This window comes from Streptomyces corynorhini, from assembly GCF_003346515.1.
Lineage (GTDB): Bacteria > Actinomycetota > Actinomycetes > Streptomycetales > Streptomycetaceae > Streptomyces > Streptomyces corynorhini.
Genome location: NZ_QQNA01000187.1, coordinates 12673 through 39606 on the forward strand (window position 1 = coordinate 12673; position 26934 = coordinate 39606).

28 protein-coding genes and 1 pseudogene are annotated in these 26934 nt (G+C 71.0%); 14 read left to right on the top strand and 15 right to left on the bottom strand.

The window, feature by feature from the left end; all coding sequences use genetic code 11:
• The first annotated feature begins 56 nt into the window (after positions 1–56).
• The 3 genes from DVH02_RS22625 to DVH02_RS22635 are packed head-to-tail and all read left to right on the top strand — an operon-like array spanning position 57 to position 3361.
• A complete protein-coding gene (locus DVH02_RS22625) occupies positions 57–1322 on the top strand; it encodes an N-acylneuraminate cytidylyltransferase (RefSeq protein WP_114625656.1) in 1266 nt (421 codons plus the stop codon).
• 13 nt (positions 1323–1335) lie between these two features.
• Positions 1336–2262 (top strand): N-acetylneuraminate synthase family protein, encoded by a 927-nt coding sequence (locus tag DVH02_RS22630; RefSeq protein ID WP_114625657.1) that lies wholly within the window; start codon positions 1336–1338, stop codon positions 2260–2262.
• A 4-nt stretch (positions 2263–2266) separates the two neighbouring features.
• Entirely contained in the window at positions 2267–3361 is a 1095-nt protein-coding gene (locus tag DVH02_RS22635; protein WP_407697666.1) for a hypothetical protein, read from the top strand.
• A gap of 61 nt (positions 3362–3422) precedes the next feature.
• On the opposite strand, the gene DVH02_RS22640 is transcribed toward DVH02_RS22635, so the two are convergent.
• From DVH02_RS22640 to DVH02_RS22670, 7 genes are all read right to left on the bottom strand, one after another.
• On the bottom strand, positions 3423–3980 hold the full coding sequence (locus tag DVH02_RS22640; RefSeq protein ID WP_407697667.1) for a GNAT family N-acetyltransferase: 558 nt from the start codon (positions 3978–3980) through the stop codon (positions 3423–3425).
• Between the two features lie 4 nt (positions 3981–3984).
• Positions 3985–4719, bottom strand: a complete 735-nt coding sequence (locus tag DVH02_RS22645; RefSeq protein WP_114625659.1) for a lasso peptide biosynthesis B2 protein — start codon at positions 4717–4719, stop codon at positions 3985–3987.
• Positions 4712–6556: an albusnodin/ikarugamycin family macrolactam cyclase gene (locus DVH02_RS22650; RefSeq protein ID WP_114625660.1), complete on the bottom strand. Its 1845-nt coding sequence runs from the start codon at positions 6554–6556 to the stop codon at positions 4712–4714. Before DVH02_RS22650 ends, DVH02_RS22645 begins: the two co-directional genes overlap by 8 nt.
• Positions 6557–6635: 79 nt before the next feature.
• Positions 6636–6776, bottom strand: a complete 141-nt coding sequence (locus tag DVH02_RS22655) for an albusnodin family lasso peptide (RefSeq protein ID WP_114625661.1) — start codon at positions 6774–6776, stop codon at positions 6636–6638.
• A gap of 116 nt (positions 6777–6892) precedes the next feature.
• On the bottom strand, positions 6893–7783 hold the full coding sequence (locus tag DVH02_RS22660) for a helix-turn-helix domain-containing protein (protein WP_114625662.1): 891 nt from the start codon (positions 7781–7783) through the stop codon (positions 6893–6895).
• On the bottom strand, positions 7770–8288 hold the full coding sequence (locus DVH02_RS22665; protein ID WP_114625663.1) for a DUF6879 family protein: 519 nt from the start codon (positions 8286–8288) through the stop codon (positions 7770–7772). Before DVH02_RS22665 ends, DVH02_RS22660 begins: the two co-directional genes overlap by 14 nt.
• Complete coding sequence (locus DVH02_RS22670) at positions 8285–8515, bottom strand: hypothetical protein (RefSeq protein ID WP_114625664.1); 231 nt, start codon at positions 8513–8515, stop codon at positions 8285–8287. The genes DVH02_RS22665 and DVH02_RS22670 overlap by 4 nt, the downstream gene beginning before the upstream one ends.
• A gap of 467 nt (positions 8516–8982) precedes the next feature.
• On the opposite strand from DVH02_RS22670, the gene DVH02_RS36335 reads away from it, so the two are divergent.
• From DVH02_RS36335 to DVH02_RS22715, 9 genes are all read left to right on the top strand, one after another.
• Entirely contained in the window at positions 8983–9219 is a 237-nt protein-coding gene (locus DVH02_RS36335) for a helix-turn-helix domain-containing protein (protein ID WP_233518393.1), read from the top strand.
• Between the two features lie 106 nt (positions 9220–9325).
• A complete protein-coding gene (locus tag DVH02_RS22680; RefSeq protein WP_114625681.1) occupies positions 9326–10606 on the top strand; it encodes an amidohydrolase in 1281 nt (426 codons plus the stop codon).
• Positions 10607–10742: 136 nt separating this feature from the next.
• Positions 10743–11798 (top strand): BMP family lipoprotein, encoded by a 1056-nt coding sequence (locus DVH02_RS22685; protein ID WP_114625665.1) that lies wholly within the window; start codon positions 10743–10745, stop codon positions 11796–11798.
• 242 nt (positions 11799–12040) lie between these two features.
• Entirely contained in the window at positions 12041–13660 is a 1620-nt protein-coding gene (locus tag DVH02_RS22690; RefSeq protein ID WP_199566380.1) for an ABC transporter ATP-binding protein, read from the top strand.
• Positions 13657–14778, top strand: a complete 1122-nt coding sequence (locus tag DVH02_RS22695; RefSeq protein ID WP_114625667.1) for an ABC transporter permease — start codon at positions 13657–13659, stop codon at positions 14776–14778. The genes DVH02_RS22690 and DVH02_RS22695 overlap by 4 nt, the downstream gene beginning before the upstream one ends.
• Complete coding sequence (locus DVH02_RS22700) at positions 14775–16046, top strand: ABC transporter permease (protein ID WP_114625668.1); 1272 nt, start codon at positions 14775–14777, stop codon at positions 16044–16046. The genes DVH02_RS22695 and DVH02_RS22700 overlap by 4 nt, the downstream gene beginning before the upstream one ends.
• Positions 16043–16456: a cytidine deaminase gene (locus tag DVH02_RS22705; RefSeq protein WP_114625669.1), complete on the top strand. Its 414-nt coding sequence runs from the start codon at positions 16043–16045 to the stop codon at positions 16454–16456. Before DVH02_RS22700 ends, DVH02_RS22705 begins: the two co-directional genes overlap by 4 nt.
• A gap of 114 nt (positions 16457–16570) precedes the next feature.
• Entirely contained in the window at positions 16571–17848 is a 1278-nt protein-coding gene (locus tag DVH02_RS22710) for a thymidine phosphorylase (protein WP_114625670.1), read from the top strand.
• A 106-nt stretch (positions 17849–17954) separates the two neighbouring features.
• Positions 17955–18539 carry a Uma2 family endonuclease gene (locus DVH02_RS22715; protein ID WP_114625671.1) on the top strand — a complete coding sequence of 195 codons (585 nt, stop codon included), beginning with the start codon at positions 17955–17957 and terminating at the stop codon, positions 18537–18539.
• Here DVH02_RS22715 and DVH02_RS22720 read toward each other — a convergent pair.
• Complete coding sequence (locus DVH02_RS22720) at positions 18532–19215, bottom strand: HAD family hydrolase (protein ID WP_199566375.1); 684 nt, start codon at positions 19213–19215, stop codon at positions 18532–18534. The two genes, DVH02_RS22715 and DVH02_RS22720, sit on opposite strands and share 8 nt — an antisense overlap.
• 69 nt (positions 19216–19284) lie before the next feature.
• Between DVH02_RS22720 and DVH02_RS22725 the strand changes: the two genes are divergently transcribed.
• On the top strand, positions 19285–19569 hold the full coding sequence (locus DVH02_RS22725; RefSeq protein ID WP_233518391.1) for an STAS domain-containing protein: 285 nt from the start codon (positions 19285–19287) through the stop codon (positions 19567–19569).
• Positions 19570–19671: 102 nt separating this feature from the next.
• Here DVH02_RS22725 and DVH02_RS22730 read toward each other — a convergent pair whose 3' ends face one another.
• From DVH02_RS22730 to DVH02_RS22755, 6 genes are all read right to left on the bottom strand, one after another.
• The gene (locus tag DVH02_RS22730; protein ID WP_114625673.1) at positions 19672–20709 is read right to left on the bottom strand and encodes a sigma-70 family RNA polymerase sigma factor; all 1038 of its coding nucleotides are present in this window, start codon (positions 20707–20709) and stop codon (positions 19672–19674) included.
• 82 nt (positions 20710–20791) lie between these two features.
• Positions 20792–21805 carry a DUF4184 family protein gene (locus DVH02_RS22735; protein ID WP_199566376.1) on the bottom strand — a complete coding sequence of 338 codons (1014 nt, stop codon included), beginning with the start codon at positions 21803–21805 and terminating at the stop codon, positions 20792–20794.
• Positions 21806–22040: 235 nt separating this feature from the next.
• Positions 22041–22940 carry a hypothetical protein gene (locus DVH02_RS22740; RefSeq protein ID WP_114625674.1) on the bottom strand — a complete coding sequence of 300 codons (900 nt, stop codon included), beginning with the start codon at positions 22938–22940 and terminating at the stop codon, positions 22041–22043.
• Positions 22937–23302 (bottom strand): PadR family transcriptional regulator, encoded by a 366-nt coding sequence (locus tag DVH02_RS22745; RefSeq protein ID WP_114625675.1) that lies wholly within the window; start codon positions 23300–23302, stop codon positions 22937–22939. The genes DVH02_RS22740 and DVH02_RS22745 overlap by 4 nt, the downstream gene beginning before the upstream one ends.
• 94 nt (positions 23303–23396) lie before the next feature.
• Positions 23397–24095, bottom strand: coding sequence for a L,D-transpeptidase family protein (locus DVH02_RS22750; RefSeq protein WP_114625676.1), 699 nt, complete (start codon positions 24093–24095; stop codon positions 23397–23399).
• Positions 24096–24275: 180 nt separating this feature from the next.
• Positions 24276–25610 carry an MFS transporter gene (locus DVH02_RS22755; protein ID WP_114625677.1) on the bottom strand — a complete coding sequence of 445 codons (1335 nt, stop codon included), beginning with the start codon at positions 25608–25610 and terminating at the stop codon, positions 24276–24278.
• 62 nt (positions 25611–25672) lie between these two features.
• On the opposite strand from DVH02_RS22755, the gene DVH02_RS22760 reads away from it, so the two are divergent.
• Entirely contained in the window at positions 25673–26686 is a 1014-nt protein-coding gene (locus tag DVH02_RS22760) for a LysR family transcriptional regulator (RefSeq protein ID WP_199566377.1), read from the top strand.
• Positions 26687–26777: 91 nt separating this feature from the next.
• Here the strand turns inward: DVH02_RS22760 and DVH02_RS22765 are convergent.
• A pseudogene (locus DVH02_RS22765) lies at positions 26778–26934 on the bottom strand (alpha/beta hydrolase); the annotation flags it as partial.

Genomic DNA, 26934 nt, shown 5'->3' on the forward strand with positions numbered 1-26934 from the left:
CCGGCACCGGCCGCCCCGGCACCGACCGCCCGGCATCCACTCATCAAGGAGAACCGATGACCGTCCTCGCGGTGATCCCCGCACGCGGCGGATCCAAGGGCGTCCCCGCCAAGAACCTCGCCCCCGTCGGCGGAGTGCCGCTGGTCGTCCGCGCCGTCCGCGCCTGCCGCGCGGCCCGCCGCGTCACCGACGTCGTCGTCTCCACCGACGACGCGGCCATCGCCGAGGCGGCGCGCGGCGCCGGCGCCGAGGTCGTGCTGCGCCCCGCCGCCCTCGCGGGCGACACCGCGACCAGCGAGGCCGCCGTCCTGCACGCGATGGACGCGCACGAGGCGATGCGCGGCACCGCCGCCGAGGTCGTCCTCCTCGTCCAGGCCACCAGCCCCTTCCTCAGCGCCGCCGACGTCGACGGCGTCGTGCGCGCCGTCACCGACGAGGGCGCCGACAGCGCGCTGACCGTCGCCCCCACCCACGGCTTCCTGTGGCGCCGCGACGGCGAGAACAGCCCCGAGCACGTCAGCGACGCCTCGCTGCCGCTGGGCGGCTACGGCGTCAACCACGACAAGGCCAACCGCCCGCGCCGCCAGGACCGGCCCCAGGAGTTCCTGGAGACCGGCGCCGCCTACGCGATGCGCGCCGCGGGATTCCGTACCGCCAAGCACCGCTTCTTCGGCCGCACCACGCTCGTCGAGACCGACGCCGCCCGCGTCCTGGAGATCGACGACCCGCACGACCTGGCCCGCGCGCGGGCCCTGGCCCCGCTGGTCGAACCGCCGGTGCTCCCCGCCTACGACGACATCGACGCCGTCGTCCTCGACTTCGACGGGACCCAGACCGACGACAAGGTCCTCATCGACTCGGACGGCCACGAGACCGTCGCCGTCCACCGGGGCGACGGCCTCGGCATCGCCGCGCTGCGCCGCTCCGGGCTGGAACTGCTCATCCTCTCCACCGAGCGCAACCCGGTCGTCGCCGCCCGCGCCCGCAAACTCGACGTGCCGGTACTCCACGGCATCGACCGCAAAGATCTCGCACTGAAGCAGTGGTGCGACGAGCACGGGATCGCGCCCGAACGGGTGCTCTACGTCGGCAACGACGTCAACGACCTCCCGTGCTTCCGCCTCGTCGGCTGGCCGGTGGCCGTCGCGAGCGCCCATGACGCCGTACGCGCCGAAGCGCGTGCCGTCACCACGACACCCGGTGGAGAAGGGGCGATCCGCGAGATCGCGGGCTGGCTCCTGGGCCCGGCCCTCCAGCCACCGCACGGCACCCCCCGGGACACCACCTCCCACCAGACCCCCCACCACACCCTCAACACGTAAGGACCGACCCTCCATGAGCACCAACGCCACCTCCCGTCTGCGCACGCTCGGCACGCGGACCGCGGGCCCCGGCCGTCCTGTCTACGTCACGGGTGAGATCGGCATCAACCACAACGGCGAGCTGGACAACGCCCTCGCCCTGATCGACGTCGCCGCCGAGGCGGGCTGCGACGCGGTCAAGTTCCAGAAGCGCACCCCGGAGATCTGCACCCCGCGCGACCAGTGGGACATCGAGCGCGACACCCCCTGGGGCCGGATGACGTACATCGACTACCGCCACCGCGTCGAGTTCGGCGAGGACGAGTACCGCACCATCGCCGAGCACTGCGCCAAGCGCGGCATCGACTGGTTCGCCTCTCCGTGGGACACCGAGGCCGTTGCCTTCCTGGAGAAGTTCGACGTCCCCGCCCACAAGGTCGCCTCCGCGTCGCTCACCGACGACGAGCTGCTGCGCGCCCTGCGCGCCACCGGCCGCACGATCATCCTCTCCACCGGCATGTCCACGCCGAAGCAGATCCGGCACGCCGTCGAGGTCCTGGGCAGCGACAACATCCTGCTCTGCCACGCCACCTCGACGTACCCGGCCAAGGCCGAGGAGCTGAACCTGCGCGTGATCAACACGCTCCAGGCCGAGTACCCGAACGTCCCGATCGGCTACAGCGGCCACGAGACCGGTCTGCAGACCACCCTCGCCGCCGTCGCCCTCGGCGCCGCCTTCGTCGAGCGCCACATCACCCTCGACCGCGCCATGTGGGGCTCCGACCAGGCCGCCTCCGTCGAGCCGCAGGGCCTCACGCGCCTCGTCCGCGACATCCGCACCATCGAGGCGTCCCTCGGTGACGGCGTCAAGAAGGTCTACGAGTCGGAGCTGGGCCCGATGAAGAAGCTCCGCCGTGTCGCGGGTGTCGTCGCCGAGTCCACCGAGCCGGTGGCGGTCTGACGTCATGATGCCGACCGGTGCCGGCGGGGAGACCACCCCGCACCCTCGTGTGATCACTCCTGCGATCGCCTTCGTGGAGAGCCCGGTCCAGCTGCTCAACGTGCTGGAGTGGGCGGACGCGAGCGCGACGGGTCACACCGAACTGACCCTCGTCGTCCTGTCGCCCACCGACCCCATGTCGCGAGGCCAGCTCCGGCGGATGGCGGAGCTGGCCCGCGACGCGGGATTCGCCGTGCGCTGGCAGGAGGCGCGCGGTGGCGCGGGCGCGCCGCTGAAGACGGTGCGCCAGCTCGCCCCGCTGCTGCGCGGGGCCGACCGGATCGTCATCGGCGATCCGTTCTCCCGCTACGTACAGCTGCTGCTGACCCTGGTCGGCGGCAAGGAGCTGACCGTCGTCGACGACGGCACGGCGACCATGGAGTTCGTCGGCCAGCTCGCCCGCGGCGAGCGGCTGGTGCGCTGGCACCGGCGCGGCGGCGGACGCTCGCCCCGGGAGATGGTCCTGGCGCCGGTCACCGCGGTCGCCAGGCGCCGGCTGACGCCGTCGGCGGTCCGTACGGTCGAGGTCTTCACCTCGATGCCGGTCGAGCAGGTGCCGGAGGGCATCACGGTGCGCGCCAACCGCTTCGCGTGGACCCGCGCCACCTTCGGCCCGCCCCGCATCTCGGCGGGCGCCGACATGGTCGGCACGTCGCTGGTCGAGACCGGCGTCGTGGACGCGGACCAGTACACGGCGGCGGTCATCTCCCTCACCCACACCCACGGCGCCACCCGGTACTTCGCGCACCGCAGGGAGAACGCCGACAAACTGCACCGCCTGCACGCCGCGACCGGCCTGGAGATCGTCCGCCCCGACCTGCCGCTGGAGCTGATCGCCCGGCGCGGCCCGATCGGCTCCACGATCCTGAGCTTCCCCTCCACCGTGGTACACACCCTGCCCCTGGCCCTCGCGGGCACGGGCGTACGGGTCGCGGTCCTGGACATAGCCCCGGAGTGGCTCAGGGAGACGGCGTCCCCGCGCGCGCAGGGCTTCCTCTCCGCGGTCACCGGCACGGCCCGCGATATCCACCGGCTGCCGAGGCTTCCGTCACCTGCGTGAGCGCGGCGGGCGCCGCGCCTCCGCCCGGCCCGTCACCTCCCCGATGGCGGGCCGGACGCCGTTATTCGGCCAGCGGGGGAGTGATGGCGGAGGGACCGGTGAAGTCCTTCGCGAGGGCGTCCATGAGGACCTCGTCGCAGAGTCGCCCCAGCCAGTAGCCGGACTCCCGGAGCGTCCCCGCCGTACGGAAACCGGCTCTCTCGTAGGCGCGTACGCCGGCGGTGTTCGGGGCGAGGACCTTGAGCCAGACCATCCGCAGGTTGGTGATGTGGAAGGCGTAGTCGAGCGTGAGCCGGGTCGCCGCACTGCCGAGCCCGCGTCCCCGGGCCTCGGGTGCCAGCATGACGACGTACTCGGCGGTCCGTACGGAGTGGTCGGGCAGGAGCGTGGTGACTCCGGCCGGGACCGGGGCGCCCGAGGACAGGTCGTAGACGGTGAACCGGATGTTCTCGCCCCGGAGTTGGTGCGCCATCCCCTCGGTGCGGGCTTCGAGGGACTCGGGTGCCTGACGCCCGTAGCCGACGAGCAGGGCCGGATCCTGTTCCCAGCGCCAGTAGGTCTCGACCAGGTCGGCGCGGTAGGGGCCGAGGGCACAGGTGTCGGTGCCGATCCACAGGATCGGGTCAGGGCCGGTGTCGATGAGGGGCTCCGATGGTGAGTACGGGCGTATGGGCGAGCGTCGAGGACGGTTCCGCGACGGGCATGCCGTCCACAGTCTGTATCCAGGCGTGCAGACGTACCGGGTCCGGCGCGACGCCGTGACACCAGGTGACGGCGAGCCGTCGTGAGGCCAGGAAAAGGGTTACGGCGGCGGACTCTTCCAGGCAGGCCGTACGGCCGGGGAAGTCCCATCCGGCGTAACGGACGGCGAGAACGGCGGCGTGGGCCTCGGCGGGGGTAGCCGCGCGACGGCAGGTTGACGCGGCGGCTCGCAGCGTTGTCGTGATGCGCAGCATGGCGGACCCCGCGCTCCCCACCCGCTTGACCGCGAAGACGGCTGCCAGGGCTCCCGCCGCTTTGACGCGCGACCGGCAGGCTACCGCCGGAGGACGGTCCACACCCGCGGGATGCTCCGCGCTGCCCCAACTTGCCGGTGCGGGGCCGCCGCTGATCGGGGCAGGCCAGGATTCGGGTGCGGGGGTGGGAAGCAGTAGTCCGGCGGTGAGGAGGCATGTTGCCAGCTCGGGTGCCATGAGGGCCAGGCAGCCGGTGCGGGCCGCGTCCCGCCACTGGAGCGCCGCTACGGGCAGCAGGCACTGAACGAGACCGCTGCGGTAGTCGATGAGGACCAGTACATGTCCGAAGTCCACGGCGTGGACGTGGCCGGGGGATGTCGCGAAGCGGGGTGTTTCAGGCATGCGCGTCCCGCACCGCTCGGTCGGTCCAGACGGGGCCGGGAGTGTGGTGGTGTGAGTGCAACCACGCCTCGGCGGACAGCGCCTGTTCGATCGTGGCCAAGGGCATCGGGATGCCCGCGGCGGCCTGGCGGAGGTGGCCCCGTAACCGATTGGGGTCGATGAGTCCGAGACCCGCGAGGTGGCCGTCGGCCAGAGCTGAGACGTCGGCCAGATTGGTGCGCAGCCCCGCATAGTGGTCGGTGTTGAAACTGCCCTTGGTGGTGCGGGCGGCGACCTTGCCCGGCAGCAGGTGCCTCATCGCACGGGCGAGGAGCGGCTTGTAGGCGTGTACGCGTGAACGCTGGTCGAGGGAGGTTCGCAGGACCGTGTCCATGACCCGTACGTCGAGGAACGGGTTGTGCAGGTCGATGCCGCAGGTGGCGGCGAGTTGGGCGTCGGCGGCCGCGGTGCGGGCGACCTCGCGGATCTCGTCCACGAGAGTGCGCACCGAGGTGTCCAGGCCGAGCAGAGGATCTTCGGTGTCGACAGCCTCACCGGCCGCGTCGGCCAGAAGCCGCAGAGCTGCTGGTTGGGCCCAAGGGGGCGTCGGCAGAGTGTGGAACCATCCGACGCGGTTCTGACGGGCGTCCCGGGCAAGAGCCGGAGCTGCCAGGGAACGGGCCAGACCGGCGAGGGCGTCGCGTCGGCTGGTTCGGGCCGTCATCGCGGCATCCAACAGGAGCGGTGCGATCGAGCAGTGACGTAGGCGGGCCCAGCCGAGAGCCTCGCTCATCGTCCGGGACCACCTGCGGTGGCGGATGAGATCGGCAAGGTGGACGGGCGGCTGGAACAGCACACTGTCACCACCGTCCCCGGTCAGGTGCGTTCTGCTGCCGAGGTGCTGGTGCATCCAGCGTAGTTGAGCGGTGAGCCGGGCGAGGGTGAGAGTTGAGGGGGCGGGTTCGTCTGTGGCTGGTACGGACGTGATCCCGGTGTACGGCAGATGTTCTGTTGCCAGCGGGAGGAGGTGGTGGGTGATGCGGTCCTTGTGAGCCTCGGACGCCAGCTTCGCGTAGTGAAGATCCGCACCATTCTCGTCGCCCTCGGGGTGGATCGTGACGGCATTCAGCTTGTGCTGGTCGGGCAGGGCTGCTGCGGCGAGGACAGTGATCGTGGTCGAATCCAGTCCCCCGGAGAGGTCGCAGGACAGATACGGGTCGGCCTTCACCCGGAGGGCCACGGCCGTCGTGAGGGCGCTGCGCAGACGGTGATGGGGCGTCCCCGCAACCGGATCCGGGCGCCATGGCGCGGTACACCGCAGGCTGCCTCCGTCCGGGGGGAGTTCGATCCGGCAGCCCGGGGTCAGTTGCTCCACACCGGTGTAGCAGGTATGTGATCCGACGAGTGTGGGCACCGACGGTGCGAGGACGAGGCAGGCGAGTCGTTGGGAGTCGACGGAGGCCGAGGTGAGGCCGGCGAGCATCCTGGCTGAGGTGGACCATGCCCAACCGCTCGACCAGGCGGTCACGTAGAGGGGCAGAGCCGAGGCCGGGTCCGTGTGGCAGATCACGCTGTCACGAGTCTCCTCGACGACTGTGTAGACGCCTGGCCACCGCCAAGTGATATCGGTGGGTAGCGGAGCATTGGCCAGGCGCCGCAGTTCGGATCCGGTGACACCGCACCAGCCCAGGATCAGGATGCGTCGGTGCCCGCGCTGGTCCGGAAGGAAGTGAGCCGGGACGCTGCCGAGTCTCCAAGCGGATGATCCGGCTCCGAAGCGCTCGGCTCCCTCAGGGAGAGGGAGAATATTTCTGGTGGTGCTGAAACCGCCGAAAGCCACTGGCCCTCCGCTCGCCATCCGTTTCGCACAGAGAAGTGAGGCGGTGCGGACATGGCAAGTCCAACTCCCATGTCCGCACCGCCCCTCATGAAGAGGGTCAGCTGTTGTAGGCGCGACGCTTGTCCTCGCTCTGGCCGCGGCCCTGGCCCTCGGTCAGCTCGGCGATGTCGCCGAGCGCGACCGGCAACAGCTCGTCCTCACTGTTGGTTCCGGCGTCGGTGCGAAGCAGATCGTTCATGGTGGTCTCCTCTCTTCTCCGGACGTTCTGGGGAGAGTAGAGGAGGTCTTCTCTGCCAGGACAGAGGATTTCTTGATATTTCTAGAAATAATCAGAGCGGATGGAGCACTCCGAAATTACTCGCTATCTTCGGAGACTTGGGAGACCTCTGCCGAGAGGCCGTCGCTGATCTGTGTGATGAGGGCGCGTGCCGCTCGTCCGTAGGTGGCCACAGCCGCGAGTTGCTCGAAGGCCGTTCCGTACAGTTTCACTTCCGACGGCTGAGCAAGGTTCAGCTCGGCGGAGTATGTTTCCACCATCACTCGGTCATGATCAAGGATCCAGAAACCGTGCCACGGGGCCACGGTGTATCGGGTGCTGAACGCGATGATGCCGAGCTTGACGTTCGGCAGCGTCGACAGAGAGACCAGGCGGTCAAGCTGCCCAAGCATGACTTCGGTCGCACAGAGCCGATAGCGCAAGGCCGCTTCGGTCAGAACGAAGTGGAAGCGTTTGTCGGGGCGGTAAAGAATTTCATGGCGTTGAGTCCGTACCCGCACCGCTTCGTCCACATCGTGGGGCACTTTGAGAGTGGTGGCGCCCTGAGTGAACCGCTCCCGTGCGTACCCCGCTGTTTGAAGCAGGCCAGGGACAACAGTCGGTTCAAATGCCCGGAAGAACCTTGTCCGCTCGTCCAGATGGGCGATCGTGTTCTGATGAGAGGCGAAGCCCGTCTTCAATTGACGCTGCCACTCGGCATATTGGAGATCCAAAGTGTGCAGTGACGTCAGCAGGGTTTCGGACTGATCCTCGCTCGCGGTCGACCGGGTCCACTCGCGGATATCTTCGGCCGTCGGTGTCTGCCTGCCGTTCTCCAGCTTGGAGACCTTGGAAGGTGCCCACGACAACGACTCCGCGAGCTGCCTGCCGGACAGCCCGGCTTGTTGACGCAGCTCACGGAGCCGCTGCCCGAGGGCGCTGCGCGCTTCGTGAACGGTAGTGATGCCCGATGACCTAACCGATCGCAAATTCGTCCCGTCCTATGGCGTGGTGCCAGGCCGCGTCACGCCAGTAGCTGTGCTGCACGACGGTGGTGGGATCCTCGATCAGCTCACCGCCGAGGAAGCGGTCCGCGTCATCGAAATGCATACTGATCAGCAACCTCGAGTCGAACAACCAGTAATCGTGGTCCGGCAGGTTCTCCGCACGGGCTCGTTCGCGTTGGAGATAGCGGATATCCTCGCCGGCTTCGTTGGTGAACTGCGCGCACCACACACCGAAACGACTGTATTCGGTGAGGGGCATACTCACCACTCGTACCCGGGAGAAACGGCGACCATTTTCAGTCGCCTCACGGATCATGTACAGCCAGTCCCGCATCCAGGGCAAGTCGTCCTCTTCGGCTGCGAGGAATCTGGCCAGCGATGCGTTCTCGTACGGCGCGTCGTAGCGGTCGCGGACTTCCAGACGGAACGCGGTGTGCTCGAACGTCCGGAAGAGCCGGCTGAATTCGTCGCCAGTGATGAGGCTCAGTGTTCGCCCTCCTCGTACCGGCGCGCGTAGAGCTTGAGTACCTCTTCGGGGATTTCGATGATCGCTTCGCCCTCGGGGACGGGCCCGACGTCGACGAGGGCCTGGCGGTCGGTCACCACCCAGCCCTGGGCGATGAAGGTCTTGCGATCCGTCCGGTCTGTCGCGAACAGCGTAGGTGACTGTCCCACCTGGGACTCGGGGTCCTTGCCGAGAAAACGTGCGCGCATGCCGATCCTTTCTCGAAACCTACTGAAAGATTCTCGCTGATTGTCCCGGAGTGGTGAGGGGGAGGTCAAGGGAGCGTCGCGGAGCTCTTCCGACGGGCCGTTTGCCGCTGAAATCTCTGACTTCCGAAGGGCGTAAGCCCGGCTCCATCACGGTTACGCCCTCTGGTCGACGGCGAGGTCAACGAGCGTGCAGCCACGCAGCCCCATCACGAGCTGTGCGGCAAGTAACCGGCGGATTCCCTGTAGGCGACGCCGATCCCTGGACGCGCGATCAGGGCAGGCGGGTGGGTGCGCTCGGCGCTCCAAGTGGTGATGTACGGAACGATCTCGGACCGTTGTCGTCCTTCGCGGTTGCGATGTCCGGTCGTGTGTTCAATCTCCTTCTCGGCTTGCCCATCAACAGCAACCCGACCATGCGTCGGCGACGGCTGGCCCGGTGGCTGCGCGATCTGCGGACGGCCGTCGGTATGACACATGCCGACGCGGCCAAGGTGCTCGGATCGGCCGAGTCCAAGATCGGTCGCATCGAGAACGCCCGGCCCGGCATTCGGTTGCCGGATCTCCGTGCCCTGATGGATGCGTACCCACAGAGCGTCCCGCTCTGTTCGCAGCGCCGCCAGGCCGTCACCTGTCGAGCGGGCCGCGGGCGCCGGACGACCTCTGAGCGGGAGATAGCGGCCGGGTATACCCGCTCTGTCCGGTGACCATGCGTGCCCGTTCCATATTTCTTCGCCTGACTGGCTGAAATTTTGTTGATCCATGGTTGGTTGATCAATGAAGGGGCCTACTCTTCAACAGGTGAGCCAGCTGATGTCCCGTGAGTCCGAAACCGACCGCTCCAGCGACGAGGCGTCTCCCGTGACGCCCTCCGCCGCACTGCCCGGCGCGCTGCCACCGGAGCTGCGCGCCGAGCTGATCGCCTTCCGCCGGGACATGCACATGCATCCCGAGCTGGGCAACCAGGAGTTCCGCACCACCGCCGCGCTCAAGAGCCGGCTGGAGCGGGCCGGTCTCGCGCCGCGGGTCCTCTCCACCGGGACCGGGCTCGTCTGCGACATCGGCATCCCCCGGGCGGCCGGGGCGGGGCAGGGGAGCGCGGACGGCGGCGGGCGGCCGATGCTGGCGCTGCGCGCCGACATCGACGCGCTGCCCATCCCCGACACCAAGACCGGCGTCCCGTACCGTTCCACCGTGCCCGACCGGGCGCACGCCTGCGGGCACGACGTCCACACCGCCGCCGTGCTCGGCGCCGGACTGGTCCTGGCCGACCTGGACCGGCGGGGGCTGCTGCCCAACCCCGTACGGCTGATCTTCCAGCCCGCCGAGGAAGTGCTGCCGGGCGGCGCCGCCGACGCCATCGAGTCCGGCGTGCTGGACGGCGTCGGCTCGATCATCGCCGTCCACTGCGACCCGCGCGTCGACGCCGGGAGCATCGGACTGCGCCCCGGGCCGATCACCTCCGCCTGCGACCGGCTGGAGATCACCCTCGACGGGCCCGGCGGCCACACCGCCCGGCCGCATCTGACCACCGACCTGGTCACCGCCGTCGCCAAGGTGGCCACCGAGGTCCCCGCGCTGCTCGCCCGCCGGGTCGACGCCCGCTCCGGGCTGGCGGTCACCTGGGGCCGTATCGAGGCGGGCCACGCCTGCAACGTCATCCCGCAACACGCCGAGCTGTCCGGCACCGTCCGCTGCCTCGACCTGCCCGCCTGGCGCGACGCGCCGGACCTGGTGCACGCCGCCATCGACGAGGTCGCCGCGCTGCACGCCGCCAAGACCCAGATCGAGTACGTCCGGGGTGTGCCGCCGGTCGTCAACGACCCGGTCGTCACCGAGCTGATCCGCGCCGCCCAGACCGCCCGGCGCGGATCGTACGCAATCGAGGACACCGAGCAGAGCCTCGGCGGCGAGGACTTCTCCTGGTACCTGGAACAGGTCCCGGGAGCCATGGCCCGGCTGGGCGTGCGCAGGCCCGGCAGCCAGGACCGTTATGACCTGCACCGGGGTGATTTCGACGTGGACGAGCGGGCGATCGAGGTCGGCGTGGAGCTGTTCACCGCCGCCGCGTTGATCGACGGCAACCGTTTGTAACCGGCCAGGACACCTCGCGTTCGCGACGATCCGATAACGGCTTCCGTACAGGTCTTTAACTGACATCTACGCGCGTTACGATCGCCGCGAAACCAGCGCCGGAAGAGGCGCTTCGGTCACGCTGAAGGAGCCTCTCTTGCGCCGGATCACCAGGATAGTCACCGTGGGCGCCACAACGGCCGCGCTCGCGCTGACTGCCACCGCGTGTGGCAACAAATCGTCGTCGGACACCGCCTCCTCGGGGGACTCCGCGGGCGCCAAGGCGGCCATCGCGTACGACGTCGGCGGGCGCGGCGACCAGTCGTTCAACGACGCCGCGTTCGCGGGCCTGGAGAAGGCCCAGAAGGACCTGAAGATCAAGGGCAGCGCCGCCGAGCCCTCGGACGGTGAGGCGGACGCCGACAAGATCCAGCGGCTGACCGAGCTGGCCCGCGCGGGCAACAACCCGGTCATCGGCGTCGGCTTCGCCTACGCGCCCGCGATCAAGAAGGTCGCCGCGAAGTTCCCGAAGACCACCTTCGGCATCATCGACGACGCCTCGGTGACCGACAAGAACATCGCCAACCTGGTCTTCAACGAGGAGCAGGGCTCGTACCTCGCGGGCGTCGCCGCCGCCAAGGTCTCCAAGAGCAAGACGGTCGGCTTCATCGGCGGCGTCGAGACCCCGCTGATCAAGAAGTTCGAGGCGGGCTTCGAGCAGGGCGTCACGGACACCGACCCCAAGGTCAAGGTGCTCTCCCAGTACCTGACCCAGCCGCCGAACTTCGACGGCTTCTCCAAGCCGGACCTGGGCAAGGCCGCCGCGCAGGGGCAGCTCGACAAGAAGGCCGACGTCATCTACGCCGCCGCCGGTCTCGCGGGCTCCGGCTCCATCGAGGCAGCCGCCAAGGCCGGCAAGTGGGCCATCGGCGTCGACTCCGACCAGTACAACCAGAAGGGCCTGGCCACCTACAAGGACTCGATCCTGACCTCGGTCACCAAGGACGTCGCGGACTCCGTCTTCAACCTGATCAAGTCGGTCCAGGACGGCAAGCCGCAGTCCGGTGAGATCCGCTACGGCCTGGACAAGGACGGCGTCGGCCTGGCCGACTCCAACCCGGCCTTCACCAAGATGACCGACGTGATCGGCGCGGTGGACAAGGCGAAGCAGGAGATCATCGACGGCAAGATCACCGTCAAGACCACCCCGTAGTCGGCGGGCGGGGCAGCGCACCGTCACCCCATGAGCGCCGGACCGGCTGGAAGCAGCCGGTCCGGCGCTCACGGGAACCGGGTCCCGGCCGCCCGGCCGTGGCCAGGTGCAGCGGAGCACTTCCCCTCCCACCTTTACGATTCGGCAGCGCTACGCGTGTAGACGGCCCTCCGGCGCGATAGCTTCACCCCGCCCTGCCACTCACCCCGTCTCCACTCCTTTCCCGCCAAGGAGAGTGCGCCATCAACGCGTCCAGCAGTCCGACCAGCAGCCCTCCCGCACCCCCCGCGGTGGAACTGCGCGGCATCACCAAGCGCTTCCCCGGAGTCGTCGCCAACCACGACATCGACATCACCATCCACAAGGGCACGGTCCACGCCCTCGTCGGTGAGAACGGCGCCGGCAAGTCGACCCTGATGAAGATCCTCTACGGCATGCAGAAGCCGGACGAGGGAACCATCACCGTCGACGGCGCCGAGGCCCACTTCGCGAGCCCCGCCGACGCCATCGCCCGCGGCATCGGCATGGTGCACCAGCACTTCATGCTCGCCGACAACTTCACCGTCCTGGAGAACGTCGTCCTCGGCGGCGAGCAGCTGTACGGCATCGGCTCCAAGGCCCGCAAGAAGATCAAGGAGATCTCCGACGCGTACGGCCTCGGCGTCCGCCCCGACGCCCTCGTCGAGGACCTCGGGGTAGCCGACCGCCAGCGCGTGGAGATCCTCAAGGTCCTCTACCGGGGCGCCCGCATCCTGATCCTGGACGAGCCCACCGCCGTCCTGGTCCCGCAGGAGGTCGAGGCGCTCTTCGACAACCTCCGCGAACTCAAGGCCGAGGGCCTCACCGTCATCTTCATCTCGCACAAGCTGGGCGAGGTCCTCTCGGTCGCCGACGACATCACCGTCATCCGCCGGGGCACCACCGTGGGCACCGCCGACCCCGCGCACACCACGCCCAAGCAGCTCGCCGAACTCATGGTGGGCAGCGAACTGCCCTCGCCCGAGACCCGCGAGTCGACGGTCACCGACCGCCCCACGCTCACCGTCGACGAGCTGCGGCTGACCGCCACCGACCCCGACGGCGTCGTGCGCGAGGTGCTGGACGGCATCACGTTCACCATCCACCAGGGCGAGGTCCTGGGCATAGCCGGTGTCGAGGGCAACGGCCAGACCGAGCTGATCGAGGCGCTGATCGGGATGCGCGACCCCGACGGCGGGACCATCACCCTCGACGGCGCCGACCTCTCGCACGCGCCCACCCGCAAGCGCCGCGAGGCCGGCATCGGCTACATCCCCGAGGACCGGCACCGCCACGGCCTGCTGCTGGAGGCGCCCCTCTGGGAGAACCGCATCCTCGGCCACGTCACCGAGCGGCCCAACAGCCGCCGCGGACTGCTCGACCCGCGCGCCGCCCGCACCGACACCGTACGGATCGTGCGCGAGTACGACGTCCGTACCCCCGGCATCGAGGTCACCGCGGCCTCCCTGTCCGGCGGCAACCAGCAGAAGCTGATCGTCGGCCGCGAGATGAGCCACAGCCCCAAGCTGCTCATCGCCGCGCACCCGACCCGCGGCGTGGACGTCGGCGCGCAGGCCCAGATCTGGGACCAGATCCGCGAGGCCCGCCGCGAAGGACTCGCCGTCCTGCTGATCTCCGCCGACCTGGACGAGCTGATCGGGCTCTCCGACACCCTGCGGGTCATGTACCGCGGCCGGCTCGTCGCCGACGCGGACCCCGCCACCATCACTCCGGAGGAACTGGGCTCGGCGATGACCGGCGCCGCCACCGGTCATCTGGACGCGGCACCGGCGGCAGACGCCCCAGACGCCGCAGAGGCACCCCCGGAGGACGACGCCCGATGAAGAAGTTCGACAAGGACCGGCTGATCCTGGGCCTCGCGGGCCCGGCGCTCGCGCTGGTGGTCGCCGTGGCCCTCACCTCCTTGGTGCTGCTCGTCTCGGGCCGTGACCCGATCGAGCCGTACCAGATCATGTTCGACTCCGCCTCGTACGTCGACGTACAGGTGCTGATCATCAACCAGGCCGGCACGTACTACCTGGCCGCCCTCGCGGTCGCCGTCGGCTTCCGGATGAACCTCTTCAACATCGGTGTCGACGGCCAGTACCGGCTCGCCGCGATGGTGGCCGCGCTCGTCGGCGCCAACGTCGGTCTGCCGGGACCGCTGCGGATCGCGCTGATCGTGCTCGTCGCGATGCTCGTCGGCGCCCTGTGGTCGGGCATCGCGGGCATCCTCAAGACCAGCCGCGGAGTGAGCGAGGTCGTCTCCACGATCATGCTCAACGCGATCGCCACCAGCCTCGTCGCCTGGCTGATCCTGCCCAAGAACTTCGGCGTCCAGCCGGCCGGCTCCAACAACCTGACCACCGGCGACATCCCGGAGTCCGCCTGGTTCCCCGGCCTGTCCCTGGGCCCCGAGGCCGGAGAGATCTACGGCTTCACGTTCGTCGCCGTCGCCTGCGGCGTCATCTACTGGTTCGTCCTCGGCCGCACGCGCTTCGGCTTCGACCTGCGCGCCACCGGCGCCAGCGAGAGCGCCGCGCAGGCGTCCGGCGTCGACGCCAAGAAGATGGTCCTCACCTCGATGCTCCTCTCCGGGGCCGTCGCCGGCCTGGTCGGGATGCCGACCCTGCTCGGCGACACCCACACCTACAGCATCGACTTCCCGGCCGGTATCGGTTTCATGGGCATCACCATCGCCCTGCTCGGCCGGAACAACCCGGTGGGCATCGCGCTCAGCGCCCTGCTGATGGCCTTCCTCGTCAAGTCGTCCGCCTCCCTCGACCAGCACGGGTACGAGAAGGAGATCGCCGACATCATGCAGGGCCTCATCGTGATCTCGGTCGTCGTCAGCTACGAACTCGTCCGCCGTTACGGGCTCCGCCGCCAGCAGCAGAAGGTCGGCGAGGAACTCGCCGCCGGAGGCGCCCTCAAGACCGAGAAGGAGGAGGCAGCCCTGTGAGCACGAGCACGAGCACCGTCTCCGCGACGAGCACCGCCCCCAAGAAGGGCGCGGGCCGCCGCACACTCTCCCTGCCCGTCGTCCTGCTGATCGTCGCCGGGGCACTCGCCCTCGTGTCGCTGGTCCGGCTGATCAGCGGCGCCGAGGACATCACCTCCGTCGGCCAGGTCGCGGGCGCGCTGGAACTCGCCGTACCCATCGGACTCGCCGGGCTCGGCGGCCTGTGGGCCGAGCGCGCGGGCGTCGTCAACATCGGCCTCGAAGGCATGATGATCCTCGGCACCTGGTTCGGCGCCTGGGCCGGCTTCCAGTGGGGCCCGTGGGTCGGCGTCCTGTTCGGCATACTCGGCGGCTGTCTCGGCGGACTGCTGCACGCCGTCATCACCGTCACCTTCGGCGTCAACCACATCGTCTCCGGTGTGGCCATCAACATCCTCGCCGCCGGATTCACCCGCTACCTCTCCAACTTCGCCTTCGCCGACCTGGACGGCGGCTCCTCCAAGCAGTCCCCGCGCATCGACCCGATCACCGACATCACCGTGCCGGGACTCGCCGACTGGATGCAGGACCTCCAGCAACGGCACTGGTTCCTGATCTCCGACATCGCCGGGGTCGTCGGCGGCCTGGTCACCCATCTGTCGCTGCTGACCGTCGTCGCGCTGCTGCTCATCCCCGGCACCTGGTGGATCCTGTGGCGCACCGCCTTCGGACTGCGGCTGCGCTCCTGCGGCGAGAACCCGGTCGCCGCCGAGTCCCTCGGCGTCAACGTCTACAAGTACAAGTACATCGCCGTCACCGTCTCCGGCGGCCTCGCCGGACTCGCCGGAGCGTTCCTCGCGATCGTCGCCACCGGCATCTACCAGGAGGGCCAGACCGGCGGGCGCGGCTACATCGGCCTCGCCGCCATGATCTTCGGCAACTGGATGCCCGGCGGCATGGCCCTCGGCGCCGGACTCTTCGGCTTCACCGACAGCCTCAAGCTGCGCGGCGGCGCGGAGAACGTCCACGCGATGCTGCTCCTGCTCGCCATCCTGCTCGTCCTGGTCGTGGGCTGGCAGCTCTACAAGAAGAAGTACACGGCCGCGCTGATCTCCGGTGCGGTGTCGGCGCTGCTCTTCGTCTGGTACGCATTGACCGACCAGGTGCCCAGCCAGTTCGTGGACGCGGCTCCCTACGTCACGACGCTCCTGGTCCTCGCGCTCTCCGCGCAACGGCTGCGGATGCCGAAGGCGGACGGCATGCCGTACCGGAAGGGGCAAGGCACATGACAGGACCCGCACCCGCACCCGCGCCCGAGATCGACTGGACGGCCCTGCGCACGGCCGCCAGGGACGCCATGTCCCGCGCGTACGCCCCGTACTCGAAGTACCCGGTGGGCGTCGCGGCGCTGGTGGACGACGGCCGTACCGTCACCGGCTGCAACGTCGAGAACGCGTCGTACGGGATCGGGCTCTGCGCGGAGTGCGGCCTGGTCTCCGCCCTGCAGCTCAGCGGCGGCGGCCGGCTCACCCACTTCACCTGCGTCGACGGCGTGGGCGAGGTGCTGGTGCCGTGCGGGCGCTGCCGGCAGCTGCTGTACGAGTTCGGCGGCCCCGAACTGATCCTGGAGACCCCGGACGGGCTCCGTACGCTGAACGACATGCTGCCGCAGCCCTTCGGCCCGGGGCACCTGGGCTGAGGCCGGGCCTCGGCCGAAGCCGCGGCCTCATCCGAAACCAGGTCCCGGGGGAGCCGCGATCCGGCTCCCCCGGGACCGCAGTCATCACGAACCGACCCACGGGTAAGGACCACCATGGACGTCATCTCCGTCATCCGCACCAAGCGCGACCGGGGCGAGCTGAGCCCGGAGCAGATCGACTGGGTGATCGACGCCTACACACGTGGCGAGGTCGCCGACGAGCAGATGTCGGCGCTCGCGATGGCCATCCTCCTCAACGGCATGAACCGTACGGAGATCGCCCGCTGGACCGCCGCCATGATCGCCTCCGGCGAGCGCATGGAGTTCTCCGCGCTCTCGCGCCCCACGGCCGACAAGCACTCCACCGGCGGCGTCGGCGACAAGATCACCCTGCCGCTCGCCCCGCTGGTCGCCGCGTGCGGCGCGGCCGTGCCCCAGCTCAGCGGCCGGGGGCTCGGCCACACCGGCGGGACGCTCGACAAGCTGGAGTCCATCCCCGGCTGGCGGGCGCTGCTCTCCAACGAGGAGATGCTGCGCGTCCTCGACACCACCGGCGCGGTCATCTGCGCGGCGGGCGACGGGCTGGCCCCGGCCGACAAGAAGCTGTACGCGCTGCGCGATGTCACCGGCACGGTCGAGGCCATCCCGCTGATCGCCTCCTCGATCATGTCGAAGAAGATCGCCGAGGGCACGGGCTCGCTCGTCCTGGACGTCAAGGTCGGCTCCGGCGCCTTCATGAAGACCATCGAAGACGCCCGCGAACTGGCCTCCACCATGGTGGGCCTGGGCACCGACCACGGCGTGAAGACCGTCGCCCTGCTCACCGACATGGCCACCCCGCTCGGCCTGACGGCCGGCAACGCCCTGGAGGTCCGCGAGTCGGTCGAGGTGCTCGCGGGCGGCGGCCCGGCCGACGTCGTCGAGCTGACCCTCGCGCTCGCCCGCGAGATGCTCGACGCGGCGGGCCTGCGCGACGCCGACCCGGCGAAGGCGCTCGCCGACGGCTCCGCGATGGACGTCTGGCGCCGCATGATCGCCGCCCAGGGCGGCGACCCGGACGCCGCGCTGCCGGTCGCCCGCGAGCGGCAGGTCGTCACCGCGCCCGCTTCTGGCGTCCTCACCCGCCTCGACGCCTACGGAGTCGGCGTCGCCGCCTGGCGCCTCGGCGCGGGCCGCGCCCGCAAGGAGGACCCGGTCCAGGCGGGCGCCGGCGTCGAACTCCACGCCAAGCCGGGCGACACCGTCACGGCGGGCCAGCCCCTGCTGACCCTGCACACGGACACCCCGGAGAAGTTCGCCTACGCGACCGAGGCGCTGGCGGGCACGTACGACATCGGCGCCCCCGGCACGGCGTACGAGGCCACGCCGGTGGTGCGGGAACGTATCGCCTGACGCGGGTCCGACCTGCGAGGTTACCCATTCGGGTGAACGGGATCGGTGGACGGACACCGGTCCCGTTCGGCATGCTGGGATCGGTGACACAACGAAGGAGACCGCCATGAGCGCACTCACCGTCGACCACGGCCCTGAGCAGGGCTGGGACGATCTTGTCCATACCTGGAAGGGGATGGACGCACCCGAGGGCCGCAAGGTGGAGATCATCGAGGGGATCATCACCGTGTCACCGTCGCCGTCCTGGGACCACAATTCCACCGCGTACCTGCTGTTGCTGCGCCTCGCGACCATCATTCCGGAGCACTGGAGGATCTTCCAGACGCAGGAGGTGGCCGTACCGGGTCGCAAGGGCCTCTACATCCCCGACCTGATGGTGGCGGCGGAGGAGGACCGGCCCGCGCCCGGGGAGCTGTTCCCCGCGAGCCGGGCGAAGCTCGTCGTCGAGATCACCTCACGCGGCAACGCCCACCACGACCGCATCGCCAAGGCACGCGGCTACGCGCAGGCAGGCGTCCCGCTCTACCTGCTGCTGGACCCGTGGGCGTCGGATTCCCCGAGCGCCACGCTCTACGGCGAGCCCGAGGGCGGCACGTACCGCATGCTGGAGACGGTCGAGTACGGCGGCAAACTCACGCTCCCCGCCCCCTTCGACCTCGCCATCGACACCACCGAGTTCCCCGTCAGCTGACCGCGCGCTCGGCCCGGCCCCGCCCCGGGTCCAGCAGCCCCGGCAGCTCCCGCATGTCCTCGAAGACCACCGTGCCCGGCCCGGCCAGCCGGTGCGCGGCGGTCAGCCCGCCCGCGTAGCCGAAGACGCGCATGCCCGCCGCGCGGGCCGCCGTCACGCCGTACGGGCTGTCCTCCACGACCACGCAGCGCGCCGGGGCCACGCCCATCGTGCGGGCGGCGTGCAGGAAGACATCGGGGGCGGGCTTGCCCCGCTCGACGTCCTCGGCGCTGAAGATGTGGCCGTCGGCGAAGTGGTGGAGGAGCCCGGTGGTCCGCAGATTGCGCCGGAGCGAGTGGTGGCCGCAGTTCGAGGCGATGCAGATCGGCAGCTCCAGGGCCTCCAGCGCGTCCGCGACGCCGTCGATGGCCGTCAGCTCGGTCTCGAACGCCCGCCGGTAGAGATGGTCGTACGGCTTGTTCCAGCCGGGCTCCAACGGGCGCCCGAGCCGCTCCTCCAGGGCCTTGTCGTAGATTTCGGCGGATGATCCGACGAAGGTCTCGATCATTTCCTCTTCGGTGAAGTGACAGCCCAGCGCCGCGAAGACCTGCGCGTCCACCCGGAGACACAGCCGCTCGCTGTCCACCAGCACACCGTCGCAGTCGAAGATCACCAGTTCGACAGGTTCGTGGGTCATGCTCCGCAGCGTACGGGCCGTGCCCGCCCGGGTGCGATGAGTTCCGGTCGCCCGGCCGGTCTCCTAGGCGTGGATGACACGAAACCCACCGTCCTCGTGGTCGCCGGGCACATCGCACCGGCCGATGTGCCGCGCCGCCACGAGGAGTTGGCCGCCGGGCTGCCCGCGACCGCCGCCGACGTGGTCTGCGACGTCGGCGGCCTCGTCCGGCCGACGCTGGCCGCCGTCGAGCTGCTGGCCCTGCTCCAGCTCACGGCGCGCAGGCGCGGCTGCCGGGTCGCGCTGCGCGGGACCGGGCGGGAGCTGCGGCTGCTGCTCGACCTGGTGGGGCTGGGGGCCCTGGCCCGGGAGTGACGGGTCAGGGCCGGTGCCAGGTCCGGGGGCCAAGGGCCAGGTGCGGGGTCGGGTCCGGGTCCGGGCAGGTCCAGGTCCAGGTCCGGGGCCAGGGTGTGCGTCCTACGCGTCCGCCAGCGTCGTCGGCAGATCGAACAGCGGGAACCAGCGGTCCGTGTCCAGGAAGCAGTTCATCGCCGAGATCTTGCCGTTCTCGATCTCGATGATCTGCAGCGCCCACGGCGTGAAGCCGTCGCCCGACTCGGACGGCTTGTAGTGCGCGAACGCCGGTGTCCCGTTGGCGACCGTCGGCACGAGCCGCGAGCCCCGGCAACCGGCGCCGATGGTGAGCATGAAGCCGGTGATGTCGTCGTGGCCCTGGAGCCACAGATCGAACGGGGGCATGGTGAACTTCGCGTCGTCGTGGAGCAGCGCCGTCAGCGCCTTCATGTCGTAGCCCTCGAACGCCGCGACGTAGCGCTCCAGCAGCCGCTGATGCTCCTCGTCGAGCGGGTCCGCGGTCTCCGTGACCGTCGGCTCGGACTCGGCGATCGTCGCGCGGGCCCGCTGGAGCGCGCTGTTGACCGAGGCGACGGTCGTCTCCAGCAGCTCGGCGACCTCGCTCGCCTTCCAGGACAGCACTTCGCGCAGGATCAGCACCGCCCGCTGCTTCGGCGGCAGGTGCTGCAGCGCCGCGACGAACGCCAGCCGGATCGTCTCCCGCGAGACGGCCGCCTCCGCCGGGTCCGTCACCGACGGCAGGACCCGGCCGTCCGGCACCGGCTCCAGCCAGGTGTTCTCCGGGAGCGCGGTGAGCTGTGCCTGTGCGACGGGCGTGGGCCCCGACAGATCCATCGGACGGGCCCTGCGGTTGCCCGCGTTGAGCATGTCCAGGCAGACGTTGGTCGCGATGCGGTAGAGCCACGAGCGCAGCGAGGACCGGCCTTCGAACTTGTCGAAGCTCTTCCAGGCCCGCACCATCGTGTCCTGGACGGCGTCCTCGGCCTCGAACGGGGAGCCCAGCATCCGGTAGCAGTAACCGGTCAGTTCCGTACGGTGCTTCTCCAGCCGGGCGTCCAACTCGCCCCGGCCCGCCCCTGTTTCCGTGCCCGCTGTCCCTGTCCCTGCTGCTGCCGCTGCCGCTGCCGCTGTATCGCTCATCGCGCCGTCACCTCAGTCGCCCCGCGTGAATCCGGTCCGTGACCAGTCTCCCGGAAGGCGCGCCCGGCCGCAGCGGATTGGCTCAGCTGTCCCGGGCGGCCGGGTTCCGGGCGGCCGGGTTCCGGTCCTCCGGCGTCCGGGCCTCGGGCGTCGGGGCTTCCCCGTCGCGCGCCTCCGGGCCCCGGGTCCCCCGGTCCTGCCCGCGTACGAGCGCGGCGAGCCGCCAGGCGGCGGCGTACAGCAGCAGCGCTGCCGCGAAGGCGCCGCCCGCTCGTTTGGCCGCCCCCGTCAGCACCCCCTCGGCGACGGTGCCCCAGGGGGCGAGGGCCGCCCTCTCCGGGTACGTGGTCTCGCTCGTGCCGTCGCTCAGGTCCACGGGGGTGGGGCGGCTGAAGTCCACCTCCGTCACGTGGCGGTAGGCGTGGAAGTCGGCGCGGGCGTGCACGGCGCCGCCGACGACGGGCGCCGCCACCAGGAGCGCCACCACGCTCCACCGCGCCACGGGGGCGAGCCGGGCCACCGCGGGGCCCTCGTCCGTACGGAGCCGGTCGCGGCGTCGCCACAGGTACCGGCCGCAGGCCGCCAGGCCGAAGGCGGTACTGGCGTACTGGAGCAGCCGCGCGGCCGTCAGGCCGCCGAGGACCTCCGCGCGCAGCGGCTCCACGTGGGCGACCAGGACGCCGTCGCCGTGGGTGAAGGAGTCCCACGCCAGGTGGGAGACGATGCCGATCAGCGCCGAGACCAGCAGCCACACCGCGTACCGCGCCGTCGCCCGCGCCCCGGCAGGCCGCTCGGGCGCCGCGGGGCGCAGGCCCGGCGGCAGCAGCGCCGTGACCGGCGCGCGCAGCAGCGCGTACGCGGCGACCAGCCCGAGGGCGAAGGGCAGGGCGACGAACGGGCCCGTGACGAAGGAGTGGGTCCGGGTGGCGTTGAGGAGCGGCCCGTACCAGTCGGCGGAGCTGGTCTCCGCCACGCCGAGGGCGCCCAGGAAGTACGGGACGTCGGGCGCCACGGAGCCCGCGACCAGGGCGGCCGGGACGAACGGCCGCCGCAGCAGCGGCAGTACCGCGGCGGGGTGGGACAAGGTGAACGGCAACTCGGCGATCTTTCCCTGCTCGGCGGCCTCCCCGCTCGGCGGTCTTCCTCCGCTCGGAGTCTCTGCTCGGAGCGCGCTGGGCCGGGCCGCCTCGGAACCGACGGATGGAACACCGCAGAGATTATTCAGCTCAACGGACTATGGCAAGCGGCGAACCGCCGCCACGGATCCTCGGGCACCCTCTGCCGCTCCTGCCGCCTCTGCCGCTCCTGCCGCCCTTCCCGCCCCTGCCGCCTCAGCGTCGACGGCGCACTCCGCGGAAGGTGACGGCGACCACGGCCACGGCCGACAGCAGCACAAGGACCCCGCCGAGGACCGGCCGGAGATCGCCCCAGGCGTTCGTGTAGGCGCAGGCGACCAGGGGCGGCGACGCCAGAGCCAGGGCGCCGGCCTCGCGCAGCCCGGAGGACCGCGCGCGCACGGCGAGCCACGCCCCGGTGAACGCGAGGACCAGCAGCGGCCAGGCGCCGTAGTCCGTGCTCACGCCGAAGGCTCCGGTACGGGCGACCACGACGGGGAACCACGCGACGGCGGCCGCCGCCCCGGCCGCCACCGACAGCCGCCGGTCCGCGCGCAGGTCCTGCGGGCAGCCGAGCACGACGGCCGCCGTCAGCAGCGCCATGACGGGGGCGACCGCGCCGTCGCCGTGCGTGGGCGGGGCGAGCGGCCACTGCGCGGCCGTCCCCAGCAGCCCGCCCACCGCCGTCCCGGCGCCCAGCGTCCACCGGCCGGTCAGGGCGACCACCGCGCCGACGCACACCAGGGCGGAGAACAGCAGGTACAGGCCCCAGGCGCCGTCCATGGTGGAGAGCTGCACCCACGCGGGCGCGGGCGAGCGGACGAGCGACGCGTACCAGCTCGTCAGCCGCAGCCCGCTGTCCACCGCACCGGCCGCCAGCGCGAACGGGGCCGCCAGCGCGAGGAGGCGCCCGGCGGGCGAGGCCGAGTCGAGACCCAGCCGTACCCGCAGGGCGTGCGCGGCCAGGTCCGCGTCCGCGCGCAGCCGGGCCGCGCGCGGCAGGTCCGCCGTCAGCTCCCGGTGCACGTCGATGATTTCCCGGCCGTGGGCGGCCCGGTACGCGGCCGGGTACAGCCGGGACAGCGGATCGCGGGGACCGCTCGTCCGATCGCTCACGCCGGGGCCGCGGGCGCCGTCGGCACGGGCGGCACCGGCGCTCCCTCGGCGCCGAGCCGCCGCCTGACCTCCCGGGCGGTCGCGGCCAGCCGCTCCGCCTCCGTCTCCAGCCGCTCCCGCCCGGCCGGGGCGAGCGCGAAGACGCGCCGGGCCCGGCCGCGCACCACCTCTTCGCGCTCGACCCGGATCAGGCCCTCGGCCAGCAGCCGGTCCAGTGCCCCGTACAGCGCTCCGGTGCGCGGCACCACCCGGCCGTCGCTGATGACCTTGACCTCCTGGGCGATGGCGTATCCGTGCCGGGGCGCGTTCGCGAGCGCCGTCAGCAGCAGCAGCGCCAGTTCCTGCATTCCTCGTTCACTCATACCGGCAGAGTATTCCGCTCGACGGAGTGACCTTCGGGCCAGGTGCCGGGTCACGCACCGGGGTCAGGCCCCGGGGCCAGCTGCCGGGCCGGGGTCAGGTGCCGGGCTTGCGCCCGTACACGTACACCGGGTCGCCGGTCTTCAGCGTCGTCCAGTACGTGGCGGCGACGGTCTTCGTCATGTTCACGCAGCCGTGCGAGCCCGGCGGGTTCCACATGCTCAGGTTCGCCGAGTGGAACGCCTGGCCGCCGTCGAAGAACTGGCTGTAGGGCATGGGCACGTCGTAGATCGACGAGACATGGTCCTTGTGCCGCCAGTAGATCTTCTTCAGCCCGGTCCTGGTCGCGTAGCCCTTGCGCCCGGTGCGCACCGGCACCGGGCCGTACGTCAGCTTCTTGCCGTTCTGGATCCAGCTCAGCTGACGCGTGAGGTCGACGCAGGCGATCCGCCCCTTGTTCGTCGGGCACTTGCCCGCCTTGTTGGGGTTCTTCCCGGCCGCCTTCTGGTTGTTCATCAGGTCCATCACGCCCCAGGTGACCGGACCGGCGTAGCCGATGGTCGGGGTGATGCCGTGCTTCGACTGGAAGGCCCTGATGGCCTTGCAGTCGGCCGCCGACTGCTTTCCGTCCACGGGCCGGCCGAGGAACTTCTCGACCTGCTTCTGGTACGGGCCCTTGCTCGTCGTACAGGAAGCCGCCTGCGCGGGCGCCGCGCCCACGACCGTCACGGCCAAGGGCACCACCAGCGCCGCGATACCGGCGGCCACGGTTCCCGTACGGGATATGTGTCGCATCCGCCCCGTCCCCCTCCGCAGATGTATACGGGTCGTTGTGCGGGAGTAGACGGCCGGGGCCTGCGGGCAGTTGCACGGGCGCGGTGGTTTATTTCGGCCCGGGGCCGGGAGCTGGGCGTTCGGTACGGGAAGGGTGTTTGGTACGGGAAGGGCGTTGGCTACGGGAGGCGGCCGGAGGGCTCAACCGGCCGCCGGGGCTGCCGTCCCGCGCGCCGTCCGCGCGCAGTGCGACCCGTACAGCGTGATCGACACGACGCCGAGAACCGCCGCCAGCCCCAGGGCCACCGTCCCGCCCCAGCCGACCGCGTGGAACGCGACGGCGCCGAGCGTGCCGCCCGCGCTGCTGCCCAGGTAGTACGCCGACTGGTAGAGCGCCGACGCCTGCGCGCGGCCCGTCTTCGCCGTACGGCTCACCGACGACGAGGCGACCGAGTGGCCCGCGAAGAAGCCCGCCGTGATCAGTACCAGACCGAGCAGCACCGCCGCCAGGCTGTCGAAGAGCGACACCAGCAGCCCGGCGGCCGTCGTACCCACCGCCAGATACAGCGCGCCGCGCCGCCCCAGCCGCTCGACCAGTCGGCCGGCCGCGGCGGAGGAGACCGTGCCGACCAGGTAGATCAGGAAGATCGAGCCGATGATGCCCTGCGGCAGGTGGAAGGGCGCCGCCACCAGCCGGTAGCCGATCACCGTGTAGACCGCGCCGAACACCACCATGAACAGCCCGCCGATCGCGTACAACCGGCGCAGCAGCGGATCGGACAGATGCCCGCCGACCGTCGCGGCCAGCGCGCGCGGGCTCAGCGAACGCGGCGTGAAGTTGCGGGCCTTGGGGAGCAGCAGGCGGAAGACCACCGCGCACGCCACGGCCAGCAGCCCGACCGCGCCCAGCGCCGCGCGCCAGCCCCACAGCTGCGCGACCCAGCCGGTGAGGACCCGGCCGCTCATCCCGCCGACGCTGTTGCCCGCGACGAACAGCCCGATCGCGGCGACCAGCGCCTTCGGCCGTACCTCCTCCGCCAGATACGCCATCGCCGACGCCGGGAGCCCGGCCAGCGCCGCGCCCTGGAGCGCGCGGAGCGCGACCAGCGCCTCGATGTTCGGCGCGAACGGCACCAGCAGCCCGACCGCCGCCGCCACCGTCAGCGAGACCGTCATCAGCGTGCGTCGGCCGAACCGCTCGGACAGCGCGCTCAGCGGCAGGACGAACAGCGCCAGCGCGCCGGTCGCCGCCGACACCGTCCAGCTGGCCCGGCCCGCCGTCACGCCGAAACCGGCGGAGATGGCGGGCAGCAGGGCCTGGGTGGAGTAGAGGAGCGCGAAGGTCGCGACCCCGGCGGCGAACAGCGCGAAGCTCATCCGGCGGTAGCCGGGGCCACCGGGGACCAGCTGCTCGGGTGCGGAGCCGGTGGGTGCGGAGCCGGTGGGTGCGGTGGCGGTGGGTGCGGTGGCGGTGGGAGCGAACGGCGCGGCGGAGGCACCCGGGGTGACGGGCGCCTCGGTACTGACTGAAGGCATGGTCCGAAGGTAAACAGCCGTCCTTCATGCGTCCAATGCACAGAATGGCGATAATCGTTCCCATGATGCATGAGCAAAGCTCACAGCGGCGTCTGTCGGGGAACGCTGACGAACACGACATGGATCACACCGGTCGCGGGGACCGGAGCGCGCCCGTCGCCGGGCTCGACGCCGAGTCCTGGCCCGCCCGTCTCGCGCCCCGGCTCGCCCACTTCGCGGGAGTGGCCCGCCACGAGCACGTGACCCGCGCCGCCCGGGACATGGGCGTGCCGCAGTCCACGCTCTCCCGGGCCATGGTCCGGCTCGAACAGGACCTGGGCGTCGCCCTGTTCGCCCGGAGGGGCCGTACGGTCTCGCTCACCCCGGCCGGCCGGACGTTCCTCGGCTCGGTGGAACGGGCCCTGGCCGAGGTCGAGCGCGCCGCCGAGTCCGTACGGGCCGACGCGGACCCGGCGTCCGGCAAGGTCGCCTTCGGGTTTCTGCACACCATGGGCTCGGAGACGGTACCGGGGCTGATCAGGGCCTTCCGCGCCGACCACCCCCGGGTGCGGTTCCAGCTCGTGCAGAACTACGGGGAGGCGATGATCGAGCGGCTGCGCGCGGGCGATCTCGACCTCTGTCTCACCTCGCCCGTGCCGGACGCCCCCGACCTGGTCACCCGCAGACTGGACGAGCAGCGGCTGCGGCTGGTCGTCCCCGACGACCACCGGCTGGCCGGTCGCCGTCGGGTGCGCCTCGCGGAGGCCGCCGACGAGACGTTCGTCACCCTCGAACCGGGGTACGGGCTGCGCCGGATCACCGACGACCTCTGCGCCGAGGCGGGGTTCCGGCCACGCGTCGCCTTCGAGGGCGAGGAGGCCGAGACGCTGCGCGGGCTGGTCGCGGCGGGGCTGGGCGTCGCGCTGCTGCCGCCGCCCGCCGTGGCCCGCCCCGGGGTGGTCGAGCTGGCGGTCACGGCGCCGCGCGCGGCGCGCGAGATCGGGGTCGCCTGGCTCGACGGCCACCCGGACACCGCGCCGGTGGCCGCCTTCAAGCGCTTCCTGCTCTCCCGCAAGGGCCGGCTCCTGCCGGACTGACCGGGAGACCTGACCTGCCCTGCCCTGCCCTGCCCTGCCCGGCGAGGCACCGCGGGCGCGGCGGTGGCCGGGCCGACCGCGGCGGCTGCCGCTACGGGCGCAGCGACCGCCCGAACCCCGCCGCCAGCGGCATCCGCAGCCCCAGTGGCGGCGGCGCCGCCAGCGCGTCGGCGACCGGCCGGGAGTAGGCGCGCGACAGCAGCGCGCCCAGCACGAAGTCCGTGGCCAGCGCGAGGACTTCGGCGTGG